The following is a 23,178-nucleotide window of genomic DNA, read 5'->3' as shown; positions in this document are numbered from 1 at the left end:
CCGCCCTGTGGGCGGCGCGATTGGAATAAATCAGGCGGCTTGAGCCACCATGGCGCGGGTTGCGTTGATCTTGAGCGCTGCATGAGCTGCCTCGCGCCCTTTTTCGATGAAATGCGCGCGATAGATGGCGTTGTGGTGATCCGTTTCCTGATACTGATGCGGTGTCAGCGAAACCGACAGGACCGGAACACCTGAATCGAGCCCGGCCCGCATCAAGCCATCGACAACTGCTTGTGCGACGAAGTCATGCCGGTAGATGCCGCCATCCACTACAAAGGCAGCGCAGGCTACGGCGGCGTAGCGCCCCGTTTGCGCCAGGTCACGGGCCAGCAGGGGCATCTCGAAAGCGCCCGGAACGTCGAATACATCAACCTGATCGGCCGGAATTAGTTCGAGAAACCCATCCAGCGCGCGATCCACGATATCTGAATGCCAGTTGGCTTTGACAAAAGCATAGCGGGTGTGTGTCATCATGATCTCCTTTCGTAACAGACACGTCACCCAAGGCGATCACGAGCAGGCACACCGCATTACCGGCGTGCTGCACGTTCTCTTTCATCCGGACTGTAACCGTCGGCTCTGGCTTCTCACCAGATCTGCTGACACCCCGGAGACCGGGGCCGCTCGCGGGCTTACGGGTCATGCCCGCATACCGCCGGTGGGGAATTTCGCCCCGCCCTGAGAACGAGTGGGACCTTGCCAAGGAGATATCGCTTCTGCAAGAGAAATTGGCAGGAGGACGAATATGCATCCCAATCCCACCTTTCGCGCCGAGACGCGCGAGCGTCACATCGAGTTTGCGCGTGACCGCGCCTTTGGTGTTCTGGCGGTGTCGACATCGGATGTACCGTTGTTAAGCCACGTTCCCTTTCTTCTGAACGAGGATGCTTCATCGGCTGACCTGCATCTGGTCCGGTCAAATCCGATTGTTAGGGCGCTGAAACAGCCGCAACCTGCGAAGATCGCTGTGTTGGGGCCGGATGGGTATATCTCGCCTGACTGGTACGAAGTCGATGATCAGGTGCCGACCTGGAACTATGTAGCGGTGCATCTAACTGGTGTGCTTGAGATGCGGCCAACGGACGACCTGCGAAATCTGCTCGACCGGCAGGCGGCAGACTTTGAAAATCGCCTGCTGCCAAAGCCGCCATGGTTGGCGTCCAAGATGACACCAGACGCGCTGGATAGAATGATGCGCATGATCGTTCCCTGCCGACTCATGATCTCGGATATCGACGGCACTTGGAAGCTGAATCAGAACAAACCCGATGAGGCGCGACATCGCGCGGCTGATCACGTGCACTCAGCAGGACTTGGCAGCGAGGTGGCGCGCTTGGCCTCGTTGATGCGCAAGGCCTGAGGCACGCGTTCTCGCCTTCCATTCATTGAGCGCTGAATGTGGCGAGATAAGCAGCGATGTCATCTGCGCCTTTTTTCAGCTTGACGCTCATGTTCGGGCGGGCGGTGTCATCATCCAGATATTCCTTGATGAACCCGATCGGATCCCGAGAATAGGCGGCGATGTTTTCTTCAGTCCACACAAGCCCTTCTTGCCCGGCGCGGATCATGTCGTCGGTGAACATCCCGATGGGCAAACGTTCACTTCCATAAAGATAATCGTTCTCAGTTCCGGCGGTGCGGCCAACTACGCCAAAGAGATTCGGCCCGGTGATGCCGCCTTTGACCAGAACCTCGCCATTTTTGATAATCGCATGGCACGAAGAGCATCTGTTATAGAGCTGTTCGCCTTTCGCCGGATCGCCGGCTGCGATCGCCTGTACTGAAGTCAGAAGCGAAACAAAAACTACGGTTGCTGCTATCTTGAGCATTGAACATCTCCGGCTGGGAATATTGCGCCTGTGGCCTTTCACGCATTCCCGTTTAGAGTGCAATCGAATTCTGGTAGATAATCACGTGTTTGAAATATCTATTTTATATTAATAATTTAAGAGAAGTCGTATCGCGCTAAAATAGAAGTAATACAGTGTTCCTAAGGTAGAGCTGCGCGTGAAATCGGCGGCGTTCGCATAGGGTGAGGAGATTTCAATTTGGGGATCTACCAGCGCGGGTCGATGCCGAATCACGTCCCGCCTGCCTGGCGCCAATTCGCCGCTCTGAGGGTTAAAATCTGCATTTGAGATTGAAATTTTGCCCTTTCACCGTGACATGAATGCTTAGATGCGGCGTATTGCGCGTTTAAGAGCGCTGGACGAACTCTATTCTCCCCGATAGATACCCCGTTTAAGACGCCGCACTTGTGCGGTGCGCGAGCTTTATGCCCGTTCGCGGGCGCCAGATAATCGGAGATAACCTCGTGTCCCAAGCTGAAGACCACGAAGGCACCCGCAGAGATTTCCTCTACTACGTCGCTGGCGGCGCAGGTGTCGTTGCCACCGGGGCTGCCGTTTGGCCCCTGGTAAATCAAATGAACCCATCGGCAGACGTCCAGGCGCTGTCCTCGATCCGTGTGGATGTAAGCGGGGTAGAGCCGGGCACGCAGCTGACTGCAAAGTGGTTGGGTAAACCTGTTTTCATCCGTCACCGCACAGGTGCCGAGATTCAGGAAGCTCAGGAGCAGGACGCTGAAGGTGTCGACGCGCTGCCTGACCCGCTGGCTCGCAACTTCAATTTGAACGCCGACGCACCAGCGACCGACGCCAATCGCGTCATGCCTTCGCCCGAAGGCGAAGGAGAAGGGGCGTGGATCGTTCAGATGGGTGTTTGTACACACTTGGGTTGTGTGCCGCTTGGCGATGCTGGCGATTTTGGCGGTTGGTTCTGCCCCTGCCACGGCTCGCACTACGATCTTGCCGGTCGTATCCGCAAAGGCCCCGCGCCTGAAAACCTGCCCATTCCGCCCGTTGAATGGGTAGACGCCACTACCATCAAGCTCGGCTAAGGGAGACCTAACTTATGTCCGGAATTCCCCACGATCATTACGAGCCGAAGACAAATGGCGAGAAGTGGCTGAACAGCCGTCTGCCCATCGTCGGCCTGCTTTATGACACCCTGATGATCCCAACCCCCAAGAACCTGAACTGGTGGTGGATCTGGGGCATCGTCCTGGCGTTCTGCCTGGCGCTGCAGATTGTCACCGGTATCGTTCTGGTGATGCACTACACCCCGCATGTTGATCTGGCCTTTGCCAGCATCGAACACATCATGCGCAACGTGAACGGCGGCTATATGCTGCGGTATCTGCACATGAATGGCGCGTCGCTGTTCTTTGTCGCGGTCTACATCCACATCTTCCGCGGCCTGTTCTACGGCTCGTACAAAGCCCCGCGTGAGATCACGTGGATCATCGGGATGCTGATTTACCTGATGATGATGGGCACCGCCTTCATGGGCTACGTTCTGCCCTGGGGTCAGATGTCTTTCTGGGGTGCGACCGTGATCACCGGCCTGTTTGGCGCGATCCCGTTTGTGGGTGAGGCGATCCAGACCTGGCTGCTGGGCGGACCTGCGGTGGATAACGCCACGCTGAACCGCTTCTTCTCGCTGCACTACCTGCTGCCGTTTGTCATTGCAGCGCTGGTGATCGTGCATATCTGGGCCTTCCACACCACCGGCAACAACAACCCCACGGGTGTTGAGGTTCGTCGCGGTTCTAAAGCCGAGGCCGAGAAAGACACTCTGCCGTTCTGGCCCTACTTCGTGATCAAGGATCTGTTCGCTCTGGCAGTCATTCTGGTCGTGTTCTGGGCCATCGTGGGCTACATGCCGAACTATCTGGGCCACCCGGATAACTACATCGAAGCCAACCCGCTGGTTACACCTGCGCATATCGTTCCTGAATGGTACTTCCTGCCGTTCTACGCGATCCTGCGGGCTTTCACCGGTGAGGTCTGGGTTGTGCAATTCGCCAGTTTCATCACCGGTGGCATCATCGACGCCAAGTTCTTTGGTGTTCTGGCGATGTTCGGTGCGATCCTGGCGATGGCACTGGCGCCCTGGCTGGACACCTCGACCGTGCGTTCGGGCAAGTATCGCCCGATGTTCAAATGGTGGTTCTATCTGCTGGTCATCGACTTCTTTGCCCTGATGTGGCTGGGTGCGATGCCTGCGGAAGAGCCCTATGCGACCTTCTCGCTGATCGCGTCCGCCTACTGGTTCGCCTATTTCTTCGTAATCCTGCCGATCCTGGGTGTCATTGAAAAGCCTGAGGCGCAGCCGGAAACCATCGAAGAAGACTTCAACGCGCATTATGGCAAGGCTGACGCCGAAGCCACGCCGGCCGAGTAAGAAGAGGGACCGGAAACATGTTCAAGAAACTTGCAATCGGTGCCGCGTTCGCTCTGGCCCTTGCGCCCGCCTCGACCTTTGCGGCAGGTGGCGGTGAGCAGCACATCGAAGACTTCCACTTCTCGTTTGAAGGCCCCTTCGGAACCTGGGATCAGAACCAGCTCCAGCGCGGCCTGCAGATCTATACCGAGGTCTGCGCGGCCTGCCATGGTCTGCAATATGTGCCACTTCGGACCCTTGAAGATCTGGGGTACTCGGAAGAGCAGGTCATCACCTACGCGGCCGACAACTTCGAGGTGTTCGATCCCGAGCTGGACGATTTCCGCCCGGCAATCCCGACCGACCACTTCCCGGCCAATACCGGTGTCGGTGCGCCTGACCTGAGCCTGATGGCGAAGGCCCGCGCCGGTTTCCATGGTCCTTACGGTCTGGGCATCAACCAGCTGGTCAAAGGCATGGGTGGCGCGGAGTACATTGCCTCGCTTCTGGATGGCTATACCGGTGAAGAGAAAGAAGAGGCCGGTACTATTCTCTATGAGAACAAGGCCTTCCCCGGCGGTTGGATTTCCATGGCTCCACCGCTGTCGGAAGATCAGGTTGAATTTGCAGACGGACATCCAGCTACGGTTGAGGCAATGTCTGAAGACGTTTCAGCGTTCCTGATGTGGACCGCCGAACCAAAGATGATGGAGCGCAAAAATGCCGGTTTCGTCGGTGTTCTGTTCCTGACAGTTCTGTCTGTTCTGCTGTACCTTGTGAACAAGCGCCTGTGGGCACCGATAAAGGGCAAACGTCTGGACTAAGGTCGACGTATAACTAAAACTAAACCCCCGCGCCATCACGGTGACGGGGGTTTTTTTGTTGCGATGGTGTGGAAGGGGCCAGCCCCTTCTTGGCCTGCGGCCAATTCATCCCCGAGGTATTTTGGGCCAGATGAAGAACGGATCACACTTGTAATTGAGCTTTGCTGTGCCCCCGGATCGTCGCGATTACGATCTCGCCTTCGGGTTGGGCGTTGCCGAAGGTTACTTCGGTGAATTGTTCGGTGCGGCCCATTGTGGGATTTTCCATCAGGATATTGTGGGTTTTGCCGATCTGTGCCGTCAGATGCTTGATGACTTGTGCATCGCCGGCGGCGCGTAGGCGCGCGGCGCGTTGTTTGATGACATTGCCGTTGATCTGTTGCGGTATGCGGGCTGCCGGAGTGCCTTCGCGTTTGGAATAGGGGAATACATGCAGCCAGGTCAGGTTGCACTCGGTGACGAGCTTGAGGGAATTCTCGAAATGAGTCTCGGACTCGGTCGGGAAGCCAGCGATGATGTCCGCGCCAAAAGTCATGTCGGGTCGTAGTTTGATGGCGTCTTCAGTGAAACGAATCGCATCTTCGCGCAGGTGGCGGCGTTTCATGCGCTTCAGGATCAGATCGTCGCCATGCTGCAAGGACAGATGTAAATGGGGCATCAGGCGCGGCTCGGTCGCGATGGCATGCATCAGGTTCTCGTCGACTTCGATCGAGTCGATTGAGCTGATGCGCAGGCGAGACAGATCGGGCACCAGTTTAAGGATGCGCATCACGAGATCGCCCAGTTTCGGCTGAGCGGGCAGATCCGCGCCCCATGAGGTCAGATCGACCCCGGTCAGAACAACTTCGTTGTAGCCCCTATCGACCAATCGTTTGATCTGATCCACCACAACGCCCGCAGGGACGCTGCGAGAATTGCCCCGGCCGTAAGGGATAATACAGAAGGTGCAGCGATGATCGCAGCCATTCTGAACCTGTACATAGGCGCGTGAGCGGGTTCCGAAGCCATCAATCAGATGCCCGGCGGTTTCCGTGACAGACATGATGTCGTCAACCTGAATCGCCTCGGTCTGACCGATGAAATCGGCGGCCATGCCTTTCCAGGTATCCGGTTGCATCTTTTCGGTGTTGCCGATGACCGCGTCTACTTCGTCCATAGCAGCAAAGGTCTGCGGCTCGGTTTGCGCCGCGCACCCGGTGACGATCAGACGTGCCGAGGGGTTTTCGCGGCGCAGCTTGCGAATCTCCTGCCGCGCCTTGCGGACGGCCTGGGCCGTAACCGCGCAAGTGTTCACGATCACAGCATCCGTTAGCCCCGCCTGCTGCGACAGCTCTTTCATTGCCTCGGTTTCATAGGCGTTCAGGCGGCAGCCCAAAGTGCTGAACTTGGGTGGGTTCATTCCAGTGACCTCAGGTATTCTGGCGTCAGCGTGCCCGAAAACACATGGGCTGTGGGCCCCGTCATCCAGACCCCATCCTCGCGCCAGTCGATCCAGATTGTGCCGCCGTCCAGATCCACTTGCACCTTACGCCCAGTGAGGCCTCGACGTGAGGCAGCAACAGCCGTGGCGCAAGATGATGACCCCGAGGACAGAGTGATCCCCACTCCTCGCTCCCATACCCGCATGCGGATGTGGTCGGGTGCGACTATCTGTGCGACCTGAACATTGGTGCGTTCGGGATAGAGTGGATGGTATTCGTAACGCGCGCCGAACTCTTCCATCGGAATGGCCTCGGCGTTGTCGACAAAGAAAGTGCAGTGCGGGTTGCCCATGCCAGTCGCCGTTGGGCCACCTTCTATCGGCAGTTCCAGCGTGTCCATCTCTTCCGCCAGGGGAATCTCGTTCCAAAGAAGTTGGGGGTGCCCCATATTCACCGACGTCAGTCCATCGCCAGCGTCGCGGGCCTGCAGTGTGCCGCGTTCAGTTGTGAGCGTGAGTTCGGATTTGCCCGTCTCGTCCATCAGAAACCGAGCGATACAGCGCGTGGCGTTGCCACACGCAGCCGAAGTCGACCCGTCGACATTGTAGAACACCAGATGCGCATCCGCTTCGCCGCGTTCGATCACCGCCAACTGATCGAATCCCACGCCGAACTGCCGGTGCCCGATTCCCCTGGCAAGGGCCGGGGTGACCGGCACGGCATGCGCGCGCGCATCGACAACGACAAAGTCGTTGCCCAACCCGTGCATCTTCATAAAGGCCAAACCGGTGTCGAGTATCTGTTGCATGGCGGGCATATAACGCCGGTCCGGACATGAATCCACCCTGTCGCGTAGATTCCTGAAAAAAGGGGTTGACCCCCCAGTTCCACCTGCCTAATTAGGCCGCCTATCGGGGCGCCGAACTCATACGAATGACGGCGAACTGAAGTACGAAATAAGGTCTTGAACCCGGTCGGGTATTTACCTTACAGAGTGCTGCGGATCGAAGAGATCCTAAAAAGAGTGGGCCGTTAGCTCAGTTGGTAGAGCAACTGACTTTTAATCAGTGGGTCGCAGGTTCGAATCCTGCACGGCTCACCACTTTTTTCAAAGAAAATAGATGCTTACCTCCTTGGTGGCAAACCGTCCGTCCGAATGTCAGAGTCGGACGGCAGTTACCGCGTTTACGCGCGTGTATTCCAGATTGGCAACAGAGAAAGAGACCGGTGGTGTACGATAAGCGTCGCTACAAACGCCGTAATCGGATCGAGTTCATATTCGGCAGCCTGAAGGATTGGCGACGCGTAGAGAACCGATATGACCGAAGCCTGGTATTCTTTCTCGCAACAATCGCACTTGGCGCATTAGTTGTTTTCACGCTATGAGACTTGGCTCTAGGGCTCAAACCCATCTGGCACACCGAACAGTGGCGCATCCAGTGTGGTCCCGGTCAATGCACCCATGAAAGCCACCAGATCTGCGACCTGGGCATCGGTCAGTTCCAGCGGTTCGATGTCAATTTTCTGGCGATGACGCTCCATCTCAAACCGGTCCTGCCAGACGATGAAATCAACATTCTCAAGCCACGGCACGTTGGGCAGCCCGGCCAAATCAGGGGTCCAGGCAGCGAGGCTCTGAGATGGGTTCAAGTGGTGGCGAATAATGCCTTCCAGATCGGGAAAGGCACCGTTGTGACCATAGGGCGCCGTCTCTGTCACATTGCGCAGCATCGGTGTGCGGAAACGATAGGCGTCCTCAAGACGGTTGCTTTCACCCATATGACCCACGTCGCGGGCATAGGGGTCCCATTGGCGGGTCTTGCCCGGTCCAAATGGCGGCAGGCTCAGCGCGTGGAATTTTTGATCCGATAGCAACGGGCCCGAGTGGCAGCTTGCGCAACCTGCCTCACCATAAAACAGGGTCATGCCGTCCTTTTGCCGAGGCGTCAGGGCGGTGTTATCTCCGGCCAGATATTGATCGAACGGGCTGTCCATGCTGCGCCATTCCAGCGCCATGAATGCCGCCAGCGCGTTGGCTACTTGGGTGATCGTGATGTCCTCGGTCGTGTCGATGTCATCGAATGCCTTGACCATGGCAGGCCCATAGCGCGGATCAGTGCGCACGCGTTTGGCGAGGATCGGCCAGCCCTTGTCGATGCGGTCATGCACCGCGCCGGTGACTTGATTTTCGGCCACATTTCCGGCCATCTCGAATTGCGAGGTCAGCGGGAAAAGTGCCTGCGCGGCCAGCAGTGAATTCAACCCCTCCGGCAGCCATTCCTGCGCGGGCGAATTGAAGCCGTTACCGTAGACGTCAGAGATACTTAGGCGACCGTCATGGAAGACCGTGTGAAGGTCCTTTGCCCCAAGGTTCCAAAGCCCCGGCGAATTGCGGGGAATACGCTTGCGGATTTTGTCCGCTCCGGTGCCCGGCGTGCGATCTGGGCCAAGCCCCTGCCCGCCCTCGCCAATGCCCAGCGACAACCCGTCCGAGGTGCCGAAATCCGGGTGATGGCAATGGGCGCAGCTTATGTTCCGGTTTCCCGATAATATGGGATCGTAAAACAGTTGATGACCGATAGCGGCCTGTTCCATATCAAAGGGGATGAAATCGTCATCCGTCAGCGGGCGCGGCAGATCCTGAGCTGCCGCAGCCCCTGCCAAAAGGAAAGCAACCCCATGCGCCAGTTTGTATTTGCCCTGTGCCTTCTCGCGACCCCAGCGCTGGCTGAACTGGAAAAAGCACGCGATCTGATGGAGGCCGGAGAGTTTGAAGCCGCGCGTGAGGAATTGCTGCCGGCAGCGCGGTCCGGCAATGCCGAAGCCGAGGAATTGATCGGTGTGATGTACGGGTTGGGACTTGGAGTCGAACAGGACTATGAACGCGCGTTTGAATGGTACTTGCGCGCCTCGATGAAAGGTCATCCCGGGGCGCAATCTGGTATCGGTTGGTACTACGAGTTGGGTCTGGGCATGCCCGCGCCTGATCTGGTTCGAGCGTACATGTGGTACACGCTCAGCGCCATTGGCGGCGACCCCGATGCGGCGATCAGCCTTGAAGAAGTGGTCAAAAAAATGTCGCCGGAGCAGATCGAGAAGGCGCATGTTCTGGTCAACGACTACAAAGGGTGGATGTACCCGTTTCGGTGAGGGCCGGACCCCAGGGCCCGGCCCAGCAATTCAGTTCAGATCAGCATCACGTGAGGCATTAACATCCGCCTCGGCTGCTGCCACAGCGTCAGTCAACGCTACAAAGATCTCATCACCACGTGCCACATTGGACTGGAACCAGTCATAGACCGGGGTTGCGGCTTCTTTGAAAGCAGCTTTCTGGTCGGGTGTCAGGACATAAAGGTCACCACCGCCGGCAACGAAATCCTCATACGCCTGGATCGACTTGCGCTTGGGTGAGGCAAAGGTTGCCTGCTGGAGAGCATAGAAACCGTCAACTACCACGCGGCGCATATCTTCTGGCATCTCCTGGAACTTGGCGTTGTTCATCCACCACAGCGCACCCATGTAGGCATGCCCATCCAGCGTGACATATTGCAGGCCTGCATCAGGGAACTTCATACCCATGATGTCAGTGATGCCGTTTTTCGAGCCCTCAACCACGCCGGTCTGGAAGCTGGTGAACAGTTCTGGCCACGGGATCGGGGTCGGTGATGCACCCAGTGCTTTGACCAGCTCCTGCGGCAGGTCGGCAACCACGGTGCGGATTTTCAGACCTTCCATGTCAGCCGGCTCAGCAACACGGCGTTGCGTATTGGCAAAGTTGCGCCAGCCACCTGTATTGCCGATTGTCATCAGACGGATCGCACCGCCGGAATCCTCCAGCGCCATGTCGCGCATCTGCCGGGTGAAATCACCGGATAGGACATGTTCGGCAATGCGGTCATCGGCCATCAGGTAAGGCAGGTCCAGAACCTGCACGTAAGGGAAGATGCCCGAGGCCCCTCCAGAGGTTGAGATGTAGATGTCGATCGTACCGTCTGCCACACCCTGAAGACACTCGGCACCGTTCGAGCAGAGCTGCGTGCCGATGAACAGCTCAACCTCAATGGCGCCGTTCGAGGCCGCCTCAACGTAGTTCTTGAAAACGACCAGACCGTCATAGTCTTCGTCGTTTTCATTCGAGTTTGCTGTGGCGCGTAGCGTGTAGTCGGCGGCTGCCGCGGCAATCGCAGACGCGGCCACTAGCGACGTGGCCACCGCTGCGGTTTTGATAAATCTTCTGAGCATGCGTTTCCTCCCTGTGATACTCAGTTCAGTTTGCAAATCCCGTTATCCTCGGGATCGTCATGGATAGTGCGGGGATATAGGTGATCAAGAAGATCACGATGATTTCGACCGCCAGAAACGGCAGGATTGCCTTGGCGATGGTTTCAACCCGTTCCCGAGACACGGCGGCGGCTACGAACAGCACCAGCCCCATGGGCGGGGTGGCCAGACCGACGGTCAGGTTGACGCTCATGATAATGGCAAAATGGATCGGGTCTACACCGAGGCTGGTGAAGATCGGACCGAGGATCGGGCCAAGGATGATAATAGCGGGGCCTGCATCCAGGAACATTCCGACGATGAACAGCAGCAGGTTGATCAGGAACAGCAGGATCAGCGGGTTTTCCGACAGGCTGAGGATTAGCGAGGCCAGCTGCTCCGGCGCATGGCTAAGACTAACGACCGTCTTGAAGGCCATTGCTGCCCCGACCAACAACAGGACGACAGCTGAGGTCATACCTGCATTGCTGAGCACCTCGGGGACTTCTTTCCACGTCAATGTGCGCAGGACGAAGAAACCGATGATAAAGGCATACCCTACGGCGACAGCGGCCGCTTCGGTCGGGGTAAAGATGCCACCCAGTATTCCGCCCAAGATGATCACAGGGGTCATCAGTGGGAAGAACGCTTTTAGGCTGGCCTGACGGCGTTCTGGCCAAGTATATTTACGGCTGGCGACCGGGAAGTCGTATCGATCCGCCATAAGCTTGATCATGAGCATCAAACCGACACCGACCATGACCCCAGGCACGATGCCAGCGAGAAAGAGTGCAGCCACACTTTCACCCATGACATAGGCATAGATGATCATGATGCCCGAGGGCGGGATGATCGGCCCGATCACCGAACTGGCTGCCGTGATCGCGGCGGCAAATTTGCGGGTATAGCCTTGCTTCTCCATCGCCGGGATCAGCATTGACCCAAGCGCCGAAGTATCGGCGACAGCGGATCCTGAAAGGCCCGCGAACAGGATCGAGCTGAGGACGTTCACATGCGCAAGGCCGCCCCGCAGGTGGCCCATCAGGGCCTGGCTGAACTCCACAAGTCGGATGGTAATGCCGCCCCGGTTCATCAGTTCTCCGGCCAGCATGAAGAAAGGGATCGCCATCAGCGGGAAGCTATCCATACCGTTATAGACATTGCGATAGAGCAGCGTAATGTCGTTGGTCTGACCGCTGAGCCATAGCAGAATGCCGGGCGCTGCCAGCAGTGCGAAAAAGACCGGCAGGCCGATCAGCAGGAAAATCAGGAAGGTGGGCAGGAACCAAATCAGCATTTATTCAGCCCCCACCGCAGTTTCGGGAATTTCAGGCAAAAGATGTGCTCCGCCCAACATGGTTACTATCGACCGCAAGATCAGTTCGATATTGACCGAGATCAGCAAGATGATCCCAACCAGCAGCGAGGCCATCATCCAACTGCGCGGAATACGGTACCATTCATCGAACCCGAAAGAGGTAGGCAGGTACAACGCCGCAGTGGCGAACCGGCCACCAAAGCCCGTAACCTCAGACCAGCCGATATTGACCGCAACAAGCAGCACGGCCAGCGAGATCAGCAGCAGGAACAAATTGAGCGAAAGGCCAAGCACGCGCGGCAGGAAGCGCGCAAGCATATCGATGGCGACGAACCCTCCGCGACGGAAAGCTGTGGGGGCCATCAGGCCCGTCATCCAGAGCATGCAGAACCGCGCAGCCTCATCCGGCCATGGCAGTGCGTTACCCAAGACATATCGGAAGAACACCTGAATCAGGATCGCGATCACCATAACTGCAATCGCAACAACACCGACCGCGCGGCCCAGACGCAGCACGGTTTCGTTCACGAATGCAATCGGCGTCAACGCCGATGCCAGTCCGCCCATGCGGATCCTCCCACTGTCAGCCGCGGGTTTGCCCCGCGATCGTCATATCGCGCTTAGGTTTTCGCGAATTGGCCGAGTTTTCCGGCAAAGAAAGTCAACGCGTCTCCATCCGCCATGCTGACTTTCAGAACTTTGCCCACCACGATCACGTGATCGCCTGCATCGTGATAGGCGTGCTGCTCGCATTCGAACCGGGCAAGACTACCCGGCAACAACGGGGTGCCGTTTTCACAACGGTCATGTTCGATATCACGCAGCGCATGGGCGTCTTTTGAACAGCCAAAGCACAGCTCGGCCTGTTCAGCAGACAGAACATGCACACTGAAATGACGCGCCGCGTGAAAATAACGAAACCTGCGCGAATTGCGGTCGCCCGCCCACATCACCAGCGGCGGATCCAGCGACAGGGACGAAAAGCTGTTGGCGGTAATGCAGATTGGTCCATCCTCACTGTCGCAGGTCACGACAGTAACTCCGGTGGCAAAACGGCCAAAAGCATCGCGCAGGGTTCGCGTGTCGTCCTTATGCGGGACGAATGTGTGGTTCATATCGCGCGAGATTGCGTTCATCATGGCACCTCATGCCCCAGCGCCGCCTCATACAGGCGGTACCAGCTTTCACGATCCAGCTTGACCTTCAACGCATCCGAGGCGCGTTTGATACGGCCCAGATTATTTGTGCCCAGAACAGGCAGTATGCTTGCTGGATGCGCGAGCAGGAAGGCAACGGCCACAGCGGCGCGATCCACCCCGAATTCTGCGGCGATCTCATCCGCTACAACGCCGACCGGTGGATTCCCGGCCATCAAAAGGCCTCCACCCAGTGGAGACCACGCCATAAGCGGGTGACCATGCTGTTGATGGAACGCCAGATCACCGTTGGTGAACGGGCTGATCTCGCCCAGAGATATCTCGACCTGATTGGTGACCAATTGGGTTTTCATCGCCGACTGCAGCAAAGACCAGTCCCAAGGGCGGAAGTTGGACACACCAACCGCGCCGACCTTGCCACTGGCAACCACCTCATCCAGCGCCGCACCGGTTTCATGGTGATCCATCATTGGATCCGGGCGGTGGATCAGAAGCAAGTCGATGTGGTCGATCGCCATTTCCGACAGAGATGTATCGACCGATTTCAGAATATGCGCACGCGACGTGTCGTAATATTTGACCTTGGCCTCGGCATAACGCCCCATCGGCGCGACGATGTCACATTTGGTGACGATCTCCATTTTCTGGCGCAGGCTGGGATTGGTGCGCAAGGCATTGCCCAGAACGGCTTCGGCCGCGTATCCGCCATAAATGTCGGCCTGATCGAAGGTGGTGATGCCCTGATCCAGACAGGCCTGAATCTTGGCCTCAACATGCGCAGTCGAGGTGTCACTGTCATCACCCAAGCGCCACATGCCATAGACAAGACGGCTCATTTCCAGCGTGTCAGATAGTTTCACACGTTGCATCAGCGACGAACTCCGTTGCCCAGCGGGGTTGCCGGGGTGGTTGCTGGCACGCGCCCGTAGGCTTCGGGAAGCGAGCAGGTTTTCAGGTTGGGCATCACACGGGCGCCAAAATGCTTGGCCTCGTCCATGTGCGGGTAGCCCGAGAAGATGAAGGCGCGGATGCCCATCTTCTGATACTCTTCGATTTTAGACATAACTTGATCGGTCGAACCGACCAGCGCAGCACCACAGCCCGACCGTGCGCGTCCGACGCCGGTCCAAAGGCCGGGTTCGACATAGCCATATTCGTCGGCCAGATCGCGGTTCTTGGATTGATGCGCCACGCCCAAGGATGTCGCGTCCAGTGCCCGCTCGCGGATCGCACGACCATATTCGTCATCCAGTTTCGAGACGATGTAGTCGGCGTATTCCTGTGCCTCAGCCTCGGTATCGCGAACAATCATGTGTACGCGCAGGCCGTAATCCAGAGTACGATTGTAATTCTCGGCAACCGCATGAACGGCTTTCATCCGCTCGGCCAACTGATCCTTTGTTTCCGGCCACATCAGGTAGACATCGCAATGCTCGCCGCACAGGTCCAAAGCAGACGGCGAGTAGCCGCCGAAATACAGCAGTGGGCCACCGGTCTGGTAAGGCCGAGCCGGGTCAGTGGTCAGGCCTGAAAAGTTATAGACCTCGCCCGCATGGTTGATTTCGTCCTGCGTCCAGGCCTGTTTCAGGATCTCGACCACTTCGCGCGAACGCTGATAGCGGTACGCACTGTCGGCTTTCTCGCCCGGGAAATCGGACGAGATGATGTTAACCGTCAGCCGCCCCTTTAGCATGTGGTCCAGCGTCGCGATGGTACGGGCCAGCATGATGGGCTGCATTTCGCCACAGCGCACGGCGGCCAGCAGGTTGATCTTTTCAGTGATCGGGGCGCAGCCTGCAACAAAGCTCAACGTATCCTGACCGACCTGGTACGATGACGGACACAGGATGTTGCGAAAGCCTTGCGCCTCGGCCTCTTTCACGATGCCTGAACAATGCTCCCAACTGGATCGCAGATCACCATCGGGCACACCCAGAAACTGGTAGTCATCCGAGCAAAGCGCTGCAAACCACGAAACCTCGGCCGCATCCAGGTCGGGGGATGTGATGGGGACGATGGTCATTTGATTCACGCTCCGTACATCTTTGACTTTCCTCTTGCGTAGCAAGCGCATTGATGTAGATCAATAGTGTATCAATTTTTCCTGCGACCGAGTGAAGCGCCCTCAATGTCCGCCAACAGCCGCAATCCAAATGCCCTGCCGATCTATGTCCAGATCTCAGAGCTTCTGATCCGCGATATTGCTGCGGGCCGTCTGATTGATGGTGAGCGTCTTCCACCTGAACGGGACATGGCTTCGAACCTAAATGTCTCGGTCGGGACCTTGCGAAAATCCCTCGCCGAGCTTGAGAAAAAAGGCATGTTGGAGCGTATTCAGGGTTCGGGCAACTACATCCGCGAGACCGGAACGCAGAACAGCGTCTATGCTATGTTCCGGCTGGAACTGCCCGAAGGCGGCGGGTTGCCGCGTGCCGACATCCTGTCGGTTGATCATCTCAAGAAGCCTGCGAAACTGCCGAAGTTCGGCCTGTCTGATAGCGGTTCGCGTGTACGTCGGATGCGTTATCTGAATGACACAATCATCGCGGTCGAAGAAATCTGGCTGGACGAATCAGCCGGGACCATCGACCAGAACCTGCTGTCCGACTCGCTTTATCGCTATTACCAGCAACAACTTGGCTTCTGGATCACACGGGCAGAGGATCGCGTTTCTGTCAGTGCCCTGCCCGACTGGACTCCTGAAGGCTTCACCAAACCTGCGGGCCAAGCCGCAGGGTATATCGAACGGTTCAGTTGGTCTGAGAAAGCTGAACCTATCGAGTTTTCAAAAACATGGTTTGATCCAGATCGAGCCACATACGTTCAACGCCTGAAATAAAAGGAACTGCGCATGACCCGGACCACCAATTACGGGCTGATCGGATGCGGCATGATGGGGCAGGAACACCTGCACAACATTGCTCTGCTTGAGGGCACACGAGTCGCCGCAATCTTCGAACCCGACCCGGAGATGGCGTATAAGGCGCAGGCGATTGCACCCGACGCGCAGATGATGTCTTCCCTTCAGGACCTTCTGGCAGTCAATGATCTGGACTGTCTGGTCATCGCCAGCCCCAACCACCTGCATGTTGATCAACTGGCCGAGATTGCGGAAACCCGCCCCCTGCCCCTGTTGATCGAGAAACCATTGTTCACTGATCCTGCCGATCTTGCACGGCTTGAGCAGTTAGAGCACAGTTATCCGCACCCGATCTGGGTCGCGATGGAATATCGCTATATGCCCCCGATCACGGCGCTGATCGATGAAGCAGCGACCGCCGGTGGTGGGATCAAGATGCTCACGATCCGCGAACACCGTTTTCCGTTCCTCGAAAAGGTCGGCAATTGGAACCGGTTCAACCGTAACACTGGCGGTACATTCGTCGAAAAATGTTGCCACTTCTTCGACCTCATGCGCCTGATCCTGCAATCAGACCCGGTTCGTGTTTCCGCAAGCGGAGGCCAAGCCGTCAATCATTTGGACGAAGTTTATGACGGCGATACTCCAGATATTCTGGACCACGGCTATGTCATTGTCGATTTTGCTTCGGGCACACGCGCGATGCTCGAGCTTTGCATGTTTGCCGAGGGTTCGCGGTATCAAGAAGAAATCTCGGCCATTGGGCGCGATGCCAAGATTGAAGCGCTTGTGCCCGGCCCGGGCCGCTTCTGGCCCGAACATTTGGGCGACGCGCCTGTACCACAGCTGATCATCAGCCCTCGTGCACCGAAAGGCCCAATCCAGCGCGGCATCCCCGTTGATCCCGAGTTGCTGGCGGCTGGCGACCACAATGGCTCGACTTATTACCAGCACAAAGGCTTTCTGGAGCTGGTCAGGGGCGAGCGCGCCAAACCCGAGGTCTCACTGCGTGATGGGATTTGGGCCGTGCGTATCGGCCTTGCCGCACAACAGGCGTCAGAGCAGGGCCAAACGATCAGCCTAGCTGGGTGATTAACAGGGTCAGAAAATCACATTCAGCATCAACAGTGAGACGATCAAGAAAATGATCGTCATGATCCCGCCCGAACGGACGAAATCGGTCACTTTGTACCCAGCTGGCCCCATGATCAGCGCATTCACCTGATGGGTCGGGATAATGAAACTGTTCGAGGTCGAAATCGCGACGGTTAATGCAAAGACCGCCGGGTTGGCACCCGCCGCAACCGCAATTGAAACCGCAAGGGGCACCAACAGAACCGTCGCGCCGACGTTTGACATGACCAGAGAAAATGCCGTCGCCAGAATGGCGACGCCCGCCTGTAGCGCCCAATTCGGCCATCCATCCAAGATGATCATGATCTGTTGCGCAATCCATGCCGCAGTCCCGGTATTCTGCACCGCCTGACCCAACGGGATCAGACACGCCAGCAGAAAGACCGTGTTCCATCCAACTGCTCGATACGCCTCGTCAACACTGAGCACCCGGGTCAACATCATTCCTGCGGCTCCGGTCAGCAAGCAGAGCGACAACCGCACATCCGTGAACAGGATCAGCGACAATGAGATCAAGAAGAACAAGAGCGCCCAGCCTACCTTTTGCGGGCGCAATTCATCCTGCGGGAAGTCCGAGGTGACCACAACAAAATCCGGATCACGCTTTATCCGCATCAGGTTGTCCCAGCGGGTATGAGCAACCAACATGTCGCCAGCCTTGAACTTCTCAAGCCCGATCTGGGTGGATTCATGCGTCTCAGTCTCGACATGACTCAGCGTCTCTTCACCCCTGTGGATGGCGAGCAAAGACATTCCGTAGGTTTTGCGGAATAGCAATTCGCGAGGGCATTTGCCGATCAGTTTGCTGTCAGGCGTCACGACCACCTCTGCGACCCCAGCATTCGTGGGTGCGAACTCTTCGACAAACACATCCAGATCAGGCAGCACCGTCAGCCCGTACTTTTCGGCAAACTCTTCGACAACCCAGCGCCGACCCACAATCGCTAATCGACAGGGTGCGGCAATCTCGGCTGTTAACACCTGAACCATCGAGGTCTTGCCACGATAAAAGGTCGAGATGATATAGAGGTGATTTTCAAAGTTGATATCTGCCAGAATCTGCCCAACCAGCGGGCTGTCGGCCGGAACCACAACCTCGAACACATCGGCCTTCAGCCCGTAGACCCGCTGAAGATATTCCTGAGTCCCGCGCCCGGTGCCCGTACTCTCCGACCCTGAATCACCCGGCAGCACCCAACGTCCCAGCAGCAGGAAATATGCGATCCCCGTTAAGATCAGCACTGCACCGATGGGGGTAACGGAAAACAATCCAAAGGGTTCCATCTTCTGAGCTTCGGGAAGTCCTTCGTTTGCAGTTTGGATCAGGTCATTCAACAGAATAAGCGGCGAGGACCCGACCATCGTCATTGTCCCCCCCAGAATGGCACAAAACCCCATGGGCATAAGCAAACGTGACAACGGAATACCCGATCGCGATGAGATACGGCTAACCACCGGTAGGAACAACGCCGCCGCCCCGACATTTTGCATGAATGATGAGATAACACCGACTGTGCCCGAAACGATCGGCAGCACTCGGTTTTCAGACTTACCACCATATTTCAAAATGACGGACGCGACCTTGTTCATTAGGCCCGTTTTATCCAAACCCGCCCCTACGATCATGACCGCAATGATCGAAATCACGGCATTGGACGCAAACCCGTCAAACAGATGAGGAACATTTGCCAGATTTTCGAGACCCGGTGCATAACTCAACAGACCCACAATGACCAACACCAGGATGGCCGAAAGATCGATCCTGACAATCTCGGACACAAACAAGAACACCGTGAAGGCCAAAAGCGCCGAGACCACACCCATTTCGTATGTAAACGCCAATTGCTCCACTGGGATCACCTGGTTCCAAAAGCAAATCTAATAGGCATTTCTAGGCAATCAGCGCGGGCCTGTCATGGACTTTGTCTGTTTGGTCGAAATCCATGATTGCAATAACAACCGGCGACGTAGGGTCAAGCTTCATAACCGTTAGATGACGATAGCCCCGAGAGCGAAGGCTGCGAGACAGGCCCTTGGGCAGCGGTCATTGCCCCTCTCGCTCCAGCGCTTTCATCGACTGCATAGCGTCTTGTGTGGGCTATAGGCCGCACAAGCGTTACGCCAGCGCAAATCATTGCGGTTGATGAAAATCATTCCGCGCGACATACGCCTTTCGTCGACTTGGGGTTTTCCATGCGGCTTCGGAAAGAGGAGTTTCAGACCCGCAATCTGCGCGATGCTCGGTCAGAAAAGACTAACCAGATCAAAACTCTGTTCTCCATGTCGTGAAGCATGCAATGCGATCAAAAATCGATGCATCATGACACGACAAAACCCACCGAACGTCATTGGAAATTTACCTGAAATCTCATAATGATCGGTGCAAAACAGCCGCCGAGAGTTTCAATGCAGTATCACAACAAGCCCTTTGATCAGCTTCAGATCGGAGACACCGCCGAGTTGACCCGGTTCTGCACAGAGGATGATTTTTATGCCTTCGCATCGAATTCCGGCAACCATAACCCTTTGAACCTGGCCGACGAAGATGGGGACGGTGATAACGTAAACGAGGCGATCGCGCCCGAGATGTTTCTTGGGGCTCTGATCTCGGCCGTTTTGGGGAATATCCTGCCGGGCGCGGGTACGCTGTATAAGTCGCAAAGCTTGGATTTTAGCGCCCGGGCATATGCGGGTGAAGAACTGCTGGCCAGAGTTACGGTTATCGAAAAACGCGATAACCGCGAGGTAGTTCTGGAAACTCAGGTGATGCGCCCTAGAGATGAGGCGCTGATCGTGTCTGGCATCGCGGTCGTGATCGCTCCGGAGAAAGAACTGTCATTCAATGAGATTGAAGTGCCTGGTCTGGTCGTCGAGCGGCACCGGCATTTTGATGCACTGCTCGATCGCTCGCGCCCGCTGCCTCCGATCCCCACGGCAGTTGTCGCCCCAGAAGAGCCCAACTCGCTGGGGGGGGCCTTATTGGCGGCGCGTGAAACCATCATCAAGCCGGTCCTGATAGGTGACCCCGACAAGATTGCTGCAGCAGCGCGTGAGATTGAGTTGCCCTTGGGTGACGTTGAGATCGTTCCTGTTAAGGACCATCTGAACGCCGCCAACAAAGCGGTTGATCTGGTTGTCGAAGGACATGCCGAAGCATTGATGAAGGGGCATCTTCATACGGACGAACTGCTACGGGCGGCGTTGCGGCGGGATCGTGGACTTCGCGCAGGGCGCCGATTTACGCATGTCTTCGTCATGGATATACCCGGCCAGCCGCATCCCTTGCTGGTGACCGATGCGGCCATCAATATCGAGCCGGATCTGGAAACCAAGATCGACATCACGCAGAACGCGATCGATCTGGCAATCTCAATCGGAATTGGCGCTCCGAAAGTGGGTGTTCTGTCGGCGGTCGAGACGGTGAATCCAGCAATCCGGTCGTCGATTGATGCCGCATTGCTGTCGAAGATGGCCGAGCGGGGACAGATCAGGGGTGGCTTGGTCGATGGGCCGCTTGCCATGGACAACGCGGTCAGCCTGGCCGCGGCGCGCACCAAAGGGATCGTGTCCGAGGTGGCCGGACGGGCAGACATTCTTGTCGTACCCAATCTGGACGCAGGCAACATGCTAGCCAAGCAACTGACGTATATCGCGCACGCCGAGGCTGCCGGGGTGGTGCTGGGCGCGCGCGTACCGATTATTCTGACCAGTCGCGCAGATGGCGAAAAGGCGCGGCTGGTTTCCTGTGCCGTCGCGGCCCTGCATGCGGCGCGGATGTCGGGTAAGATCTGATGGACCATATCATCACACTGAATTCAGGCTCGTCCTCGCTGAAGTTTGGGTTGTTCTCCGCGGGCGAAGCAGATCCGATCCTTGTCTGTTCGGGAGAGGTGGAACGCATCGGCAGCCGCGCGGCGCGCATCAAAGCAGAGACCACGGATGGCCGCGTGCTTGCCGATACCGCTTCTGAAGCGCTGTGCGATCAGGCCAGCGCCTTGGACTATATTTTGGATTTGCTGGAACGGCAGTTCCCGTCGGCGGGCGTGACCGCGGTTGGACACCGCATCGTGCATGGCGGCCCGGATAATGACAGGCCCATTCTGCTGACCCCCGAAAGCTTGCAGATGCTGGAAAAACTCGAGCCTTTTGCGCCTCTGCACCAACCTTACAATCTGCAGGGCGCACGTACTGCGATGGACAGGTTCCCCAATGCCAAGCAGGTTGCCTGTTTCGATACCGCTTTTCACCGCCACCACCCTTGGGTCAATGACACCTTCGCATTGCCGACCGAGTATTACGATATGGGCGTTCGCCGCTATGGCTTCCACGGTCTGAGCTATGATTACATCTCGGACCATCTGGCCAAGACTGCTCCGCTGATACATGGCGGACGGGTGGTTGTGGCGCATCTTGGCAACGGTGCCTCAATGTGCGCCATGATCGGAGGTCGGTCGGTCGGTTCAAGCATGGGGTTCTCGGCCATGGATGGTTTGCCGATGGGAACGCGTTGTGGCCAGCTGGATCCGGGCGTTGTGCTGTATCTGATGGATCAGCAAGGCATGAATGCGGATGAGATCTCGGACCTTCTGTACCGTAAATCCGGGCTGCTTGGCCTTTCCGGGATGACCAATGATATGCGTACGCTTGAGGCGTCGAATACGCCGGGTGCACGCAATGCCATCAACTACTACACGTTCCGGATACGCCGTGAGCTGGGCGCTTTGGCCGCTGTGTTGGGAGGTCTGGACGCCGTCGTGTTTACCGGCGGGATCGGTGAGAACTCGACCTATATCCGCGATCGTATCTGCACTGACATGGGGTGGTTGGGTCTTGAACTGGACCACGATGCAAACGCGGACAATCTGCGCGTCATCTCGACCGACCTGTCACGTGTTAAACTGATGGTCATTCCGACGAACGAGGAACTGGTTATCGCGCGTGCCGCGGCTGAGAAAGCCGTATAAATCCCAGTTTTTAGGCTTCTGCGCGCTAAATAAATTGGGGGATTGGGAAAAAAATCGCAGCACTACGGGAATCCCCCAATTTCGCGATCCGCGCAGGTGCGTTAACTTTTCATTAACTACCGGGCCAGTGCGCCCAATCCACTTTCACTAATTTCCCCCGATGAGGGGCTGGCTTCTTACCCCCTTGGCCGGCCCCTCGACCTTTTTTGGGGTCTATGCCTGCGTCAGGATTTTCCGAACAAGTGCAGGCAGTGCGGTACTGTTATCATAGCTGAGCGTGTGCGGCATGTCCGAAACCGGCGACTTTCGATATCCCTGTTCAAACAGCAAAAACGGGACCTGAGCCCGTTGCGCAGTTTCGGCATCAACCTCACTGTCGCCAACGAAGATCAGTGGGCCTGCGGCTTGAAGGGTCTTGAAACAGGCGTGCAAGTGCTCTGGATCGGGTTTGCGTATATCCAGCGTGTCTCCACCAAAGACCGTGTTGAAATAGGGTAGCAGGCCAAGTTCGCCCAGCACATGCCGGGCAGGGGCTTCGGGTTTGTTGGTGCAGACCCCAAGCGCACAGCCCATATCGCGAAGCTCATCCAGCGCCTGGATCACGCCGGGATAAACTACGGTCTGATCGCAGGCGCCTGCATTGTAGTGCTTCAGGGTAAGCTGTGTCAGGTCCTTGTGAAGCGTTGGCTCCAGCCCGCAATGCGTCATCGCGCGCTCGACCAGCTTGGGTAGTCCGTTCCCGACGAATCCCCGGATCGTATCCTGAGGCAAGGCGGGGTGCCCCTGATCGTGCAGCATTCGGTTTACCGCAGCTGCAAGGTCGGCAAGGCTGTCTATCAGGGTGCCATCCAGATCAAATACGACAACTGCTGCCATCTGCGAATCCGCCTTTGTTTGTTGATGTCCAATGCCTAGGTCGTGCTGTGCGACGGCGCAACAGAGACCCGTGGGAGCGATTGAAAAAACAGCAGCTTGACAAACCTTACTATTTTTATCAGATTAATCACACGAACAGA

Annotated in this window: 22 protein-coding genes, 1 tRNA gene, 1 pseudogene and 1 riboswitch; of the genes and pseudogenes, 10 read left to right on the top strand and 14 right to left on the bottom strand. The window is 57.0% G+C overall.

All coding sequences use genetic code 11. From position 1 onward, the window contains the following. Positions 1-30: 30 nt before the first annotated feature. Positions 31-471, bottom strand: a complete 441-nt coding sequence (locus ACR0AU_RS17465) for a 6,7-dimethyl-8-ribityllumazine synthase (protein WP_170733830.1) — start codon at positions 469-471, stop codon at positions 31-33. A 72-nt stretch (positions 472-543) separates the two neighbouring features. After that, positions 544-690: riboswitch (FMN riboswitch) on the bottom strand. 55 nt (positions 691-745) lie between these two features. Between ACR0AU_RS17465 and ACR0AU_RS17460 the strand changes: the two genes are divergently transcribed. Beyond that, a complete protein-coding gene (locus ACR0AU_RS17460; protein ID WP_170398286.1) occupies positions 746-1,360 on the top strand; it encodes an FMN-binding negative transcriptional regulator in 615 nt (204 codons plus the stop codon). A gap of 22 nt (positions 1,361-1,382) precedes the next feature. Here the strand turns inward: ACR0AU_RS17460 and ACR0AU_RS17455 are convergent, their stop codons facing one another. Then, positions 1,383-1,829: a cytochrome c family protein gene (locus ACR0AU_RS17455; protein ID WP_170513659.1), complete on the bottom strand. Its 447-nt coding sequence runs from the start codon at positions 1,827-1,829 to the stop codon at positions 1,383-1,385. 485 nt (positions 1,830-2,314) lie between these two features. Between ACR0AU_RS17455 and petA the strand changes: the two genes are divergently transcribed. From petA to ACR0AU_RS17440, 3 genes are read left to right on the top strand one after another with little or no spacing between them, the layout of a single operon-like run. Next, positions 2,315-2,899 carry a ubiquinol-cytochrome c reductase iron-sulfur subunit gene (gene petA, locus ACR0AU_RS17450; protein ID WP_170398293.1) on the top strand — a complete coding sequence of 195 codons (585 nt, stop codon included), beginning with the start codon at positions 2,315-2,317 and terminating at the stop codon, positions 2,897-2,899. Between the two features lie 14 nt (positions 2,900-2,913). Further along, positions 2,914-4,245: a cytochrome b gene (gene petB / locus ACR0AU_RS17445; protein ID WP_170514468.1), complete on the top strand. Its 1,332-nt coding sequence runs from the start codon at positions 2,914-2,916 to the stop codon at positions 4,243-4,245. Positions 4,246-4,262: 17 nt separating this feature from the next. Continuing rightward, complete coding sequence (locus ACR0AU_RS17440; RefSeq protein WP_170514470.1) at positions 4,263-5,048, top strand: cytochrome c1; 786 nt, start codon at positions 4,263-4,265, stop codon at positions 5,046-5,048. A gap of 142 nt (positions 5,049-5,190) precedes the next feature. Here the strand turns inward: ACR0AU_RS17440 and mtaB are convergent, their stop codons facing one another. Together mtaB and dapF are read right to left on the bottom strand one after the other, a co-directional pair. After that, entirely contained in the window at positions 5,191-6,447 is a 1,257-nt protein-coding gene (gene mtaB, locus ACR0AU_RS17435) for a tRNA (N(6)-L-threonylcarbamoyladenosine(37)-C(2))-methylthiotransferase MtaB (protein ID WP_480796018.1), read from the bottom strand. Beyond that, entirely contained in the window at positions 6,444-7,286 is an 843-nt protein-coding gene (dapF, locus tag ACR0AU_RS17430) for a diaminopimelate epimerase (protein WP_480796017.1), read from the bottom strand. The genes mtaB and dapF overlap by 4 nt, the downstream gene beginning before the upstream one ends. Positions 7,287-7,495: 209 nt before the next feature. Between dapF and ACR0AU_RS17425 the strand changes: the two genes are divergently transcribed. Then, positions 7,496-7,571 (top strand) — tRNA-Lys (locus ACR0AU_RS17425). Positions 7,572-7,864: 293 nt separating this feature from the next. On the opposite strand, the gene ACR0AU_RS17420 is transcribed toward ACR0AU_RS17425, so the two are convergent. Next, on the bottom strand, positions 7,865-9,133 hold the full coding sequence (locus tag ACR0AU_RS17420; RefSeq protein ID WP_480796016.1) for a cytochrome-c peroxidase: 1,269 nt from the start codon (positions 9,131-9,133) through the stop codon (positions 7,865-7,867). A 15-nt stretch (positions 9,134-9,148) separates the two neighbouring features. Here ACR0AU_RS17420 and ACR0AU_RS17415 point away from each other — a divergent pair, with 15 nt between their 5' ends. After that, positions 9,149-9,619 (top strand): tetratricopeptide repeat protein, encoded by a 471-nt coding sequence (locus tag ACR0AU_RS17415; RefSeq protein ID WP_170595133.1) that lies wholly within the window; start codon positions 9,149-9,151, stop codon positions 9,617-9,619. 30 nt (positions 9,620-9,649) lie between these two features. Here the strand turns inward: ACR0AU_RS17415 and ACR0AU_RS17410 are convergent, their stop codons facing one another. Genes ACR0AU_RS17410 through ACR0AU_RS17385 form a run of 6 tightly spaced genes read right to left on the bottom strand, consistent with a single transcriptional unit; the run spans position 9,650 to position 15,227 of the window. Next, complete coding sequence (locus ACR0AU_RS17410) at positions 9,650-10,711, bottom strand: TRAP transporter substrate-binding protein (protein WP_170408182.1); 1,062 nt, start codon at positions 10,709-10,711, stop codon at positions 9,650-9,652. A gap of 25 nt (positions 10,712-10,736) precedes the next feature. Continuing rightward, positions 10,737-12,026 carry a TRAP transporter large permease gene (locus ACR0AU_RS17405; RefSeq protein WP_170398321.1) on the bottom strand — a complete coding sequence of 430 codons (1,290 nt, stop codon included), beginning with the start codon at positions 12,024-12,026 and terminating at the stop codon, positions 10,737-10,739. Further along, complete coding sequence (locus ACR0AU_RS17400) at positions 12,027-12,614, bottom strand: TRAP transporter small permease (protein ID WP_480796015.1); 588 nt, start codon at positions 12,612-12,614, stop codon at positions 12,027-12,029. Positions 12,615-12,667: 53 nt separating this feature from the next. Then, on the bottom strand, positions 12,668-13,183 hold the full coding sequence (locus ACR0AU_RS17395; protein WP_480796036.1) for a flavin reductase family protein: 516 nt from the start codon (positions 13,181-13,183) through the stop codon (positions 12,668-12,670). Continuing rightward, positions 13,183-14,073 (bottom strand): aldo/keto reductase, encoded by an 891-nt coding sequence (locus ACR0AU_RS17390; RefSeq protein WP_170648364.1) that lies wholly within the window; start codon positions 14,071-14,073, stop codon positions 13,183-13,185. The genes ACR0AU_RS17395 and ACR0AU_RS17390 overlap by 1 nt, the downstream gene beginning before the upstream one ends. Continuing rightward, a complete protein-coding gene (locus ACR0AU_RS17385; protein WP_170513705.1) occupies positions 14,073-15,227 on the bottom strand; it encodes an LLM class flavin-dependent oxidoreductase in 1,155 nt (384 codons plus the stop codon). Before ACR0AU_RS17385 ends, ACR0AU_RS17390 begins: the two co-directional genes overlap by 1 nt. Positions 15,228-15,332: 105 nt before the next feature. Here ACR0AU_RS17385 and ACR0AU_RS17380 point away from each other — a divergent pair, with 105 nt between their 5' ends. Together ACR0AU_RS17380 and ACR0AU_RS17375 are read left to right on the top strand one after the other, a co-directional pair. Beyond that, positions 15,333-16,043 carry a GntR family transcriptional regulator gene (locus ACR0AU_RS17380; protein ID WP_170398311.1) on the top strand — a complete coding sequence of 237 codons (711 nt, stop codon included), beginning with the start codon at positions 15,333-15,335 and terminating at the stop codon, positions 16,041-16,043. Positions 16,044-16,055: 12 nt separating this feature from the next. After that, entirely contained in the window at positions 16,056-17,156 is a 1,101-nt protein-coding gene (locus ACR0AU_RS17375) for a Gfo/Idh/MocA family protein (RefSeq protein ID WP_170733836.1), read from the top strand. 9 nt (positions 17,157-17,165) lie between these two features. Here ACR0AU_RS17375 and ACR0AU_RS17370 read toward each other — a convergent pair whose 3' ends face one another. Together ACR0AU_RS17370 and ACR0AU_RS17365 are read right to left on the bottom strand one after the other, a co-directional pair. Next, positions 17,166-19,022: an SLC13 family permease gene (locus ACR0AU_RS17370; RefSeq protein WP_170398548.1), complete on the bottom strand. Its 1,857-nt coding sequence runs from the start codon at positions 19,020-19,022 to the stop codon at positions 17,166-17,168. A 249-nt stretch (positions 19,023-19,271) separates the two neighbouring features. Continuing rightward, positions 19,272-19,436: pseudogene (locus ACR0AU_RS17365) on the bottom strand (IS5/IS1182 family transposase); the annotation flags it as partial. A gap of 168 nt (positions 19,437-19,604) precedes the next feature. Between ACR0AU_RS17365 and ACR0AU_RS17360 the strand changes: the two are divergent. Together ACR0AU_RS17360 and ACR0AU_RS17355 are read left to right on the top strand one after the other, a co-directional pair. After that, on the top strand, positions 19,605-20,990 hold the full coding sequence (locus ACR0AU_RS17360; protein ID WP_480796014.1) for a bifunctional enoyl-CoA hydratase/phosphate acetyltransferase: 1,386 nt from the start codon (positions 19,605-19,607) through the stop codon (positions 20,988-20,990). Next, positions 20,990-22,162, top strand: a complete 1,173-nt coding sequence (locus ACR0AU_RS17355; protein ID WP_170408190.1) for an acetate/propionate family kinase — start codon at positions 20,990-20,992, stop codon at positions 22,160-22,162. The genes ACR0AU_RS17360 and ACR0AU_RS17355 overlap by 1 nt, the downstream gene beginning before the upstream one ends. Positions 22,163-22,375: 213 nt before the next feature. Here ACR0AU_RS17355 and gph read toward each other — a convergent pair whose 3' ends face one another. Continuing rightward, positions 22,376-23,038 (bottom strand): phosphoglycolate phosphatase, encoded by a 663-nt coding sequence (gene gph / locus ACR0AU_RS17350; RefSeq protein ID WP_170408196.1) that lies wholly within the window; start codon positions 23,036-23,038, stop codon positions 22,376-22,378. Between the last annotated feature and the right edge of the window lie 140 nt (positions 23,039-23,178).

This window comes from Ruegeria sp. CG1 (assembly GCF_056537265.1).
The sequence above is the reverse complement of the archived record's forward strand: the minus strand, read 5'-3'. Positions and strand labels throughout refer to the sequence as shown.

Bases quoted from the DNA above. Each gene is read 5' to 3' on its own strand.
- ACR0AU_RS17465 (WP_170733830.1), bottom strand. From the start codon at position 471: ATGACACACACCCGCTATGCTTTTGTCAAAGCCAACTGGCATTCAGAT.
- ACR0AU_RS17460 (WP_170398286.1), top strand. From the start codon at position 746: ATGCATCCCAATCCCACCTTTCGCGCCGAGACGCGCGAGCGTCACATC.
- ACR0AU_RS17455 (WP_170513659.1), bottom strand. From the start codon at position 1,829: ATGCTCAAGATAGCAGCAACCGTAGTTTTTGTTTCGCTTCTGACTTCA.
- petB (WP_170514468.1), top strand. From the start codon at position 2,914: ATGTCCGGAATTCCCCACGATCATTACGAGCCGAAGACAAATGGCGAG.
- ACR0AU_RS17440 (WP_170514470.1), top strand. From the start codon at position 4,263: ATGTTCAAGAAACTTGCAATCGGTGCCGCGTTCGCTCTGGCCCTTGCG.
- mtaB (WP_480796018.1), bottom strand. From the start codon at position 6,447: ATGAACCCACCCAAGTTCAGCACTTTGGGCTGCCGCCTGAACGCCTAT.
- dapF (WP_480796017.1), bottom strand. From the start codon at position 7,286: ATGCCCGCCATGCAACAGATACTCGACACCGGTTTGGCCTTTATGAAG.
- ACR0AU_RS17415 (WP_170595133.1), top strand. From the start codon at position 9,149: ATGCGCCAGTTTGTATTTGCCCTGTGCCTTCTCGCGACCCCAGCGCTG.
- ACR0AU_RS17410 (WP_170408182.1), bottom strand. From the start codon at position 10,711: ATGCTCAGAAGATTTATCAAAACCGCAGCGGTGGCCACGTCGCTAGTG.
- ACR0AU_RS17405 (WP_170398321.1), bottom strand. From the start codon at position 12,026: ATGCTGATTTGGTTCCTGCCCACCTTCCTGATTTTCCTGCTGATCGGC.
- ACR0AU_RS17400 (WP_480796015.1), bottom strand. From the start codon at position 12,614: ATGGGCGGACTGGCATCGGCGTTGACGCCGATTGCATTCGTGAACGAA.
- ACR0AU_RS17395 (WP_480796036.1), bottom strand. From the start codon at position 13,183: ATGAACGCAATCTCGCGCGATATGAACCACACATTCGTCCCGCATAAG.
- ACR0AU_RS17390 (WP_170648364.1), bottom strand. From the start codon at position 14,073: ATGCAACGTGTGAAACTATCTGACACGCTGGAAATGAGCCGTCTTGTC.
- ACR0AU_RS17385 (WP_170513705.1), bottom strand. From the start codon at position 15,227: ATGACCATCGTCCCCATCACATCCCCCGACCTGGATGCGGCCGAGGTT.
- ACR0AU_RS17380 (WP_170398311.1), top strand. From the start codon at position 15,333: ATGTCCGCCAACAGCCGCAATCCAAATGCCCTGCCGATCTATGTCCAG.
- ACR0AU_RS17375 (WP_170733836.1), top strand. From the start codon at position 16,056: ATGACCCGGACCACCAATTACGGGCTGATCGGATGCGGCATGATGGGG.
- ACR0AU_RS17370 (WP_170398548.1), bottom strand. From the start codon at position 19,022: ATGGGTGTGGTCTCGGCGCTTTTGGCCTTCACGGTGTTCTTGTTTGTG.
- ACR0AU_RS17360 (WP_480796014.1), top strand. From the start codon at position 19,605: ATGCAGTATCACAACAAGCCCTTTGATCAGCTTCAGATCGGAGACACC.
- ACR0AU_RS17355 (WP_170408190.1), top strand. From the start codon at position 20,990: ATGGACCATATCATCACACTGAATTCAGGCTCGTCCTCGCTGAAGTTT.
- gph (WP_170408196.1), bottom strand. From the start codon at position 23,038: ATGGCAGCAGTTGTCGTATTTGATCTGGATGGCACCCTGATAGACAGC.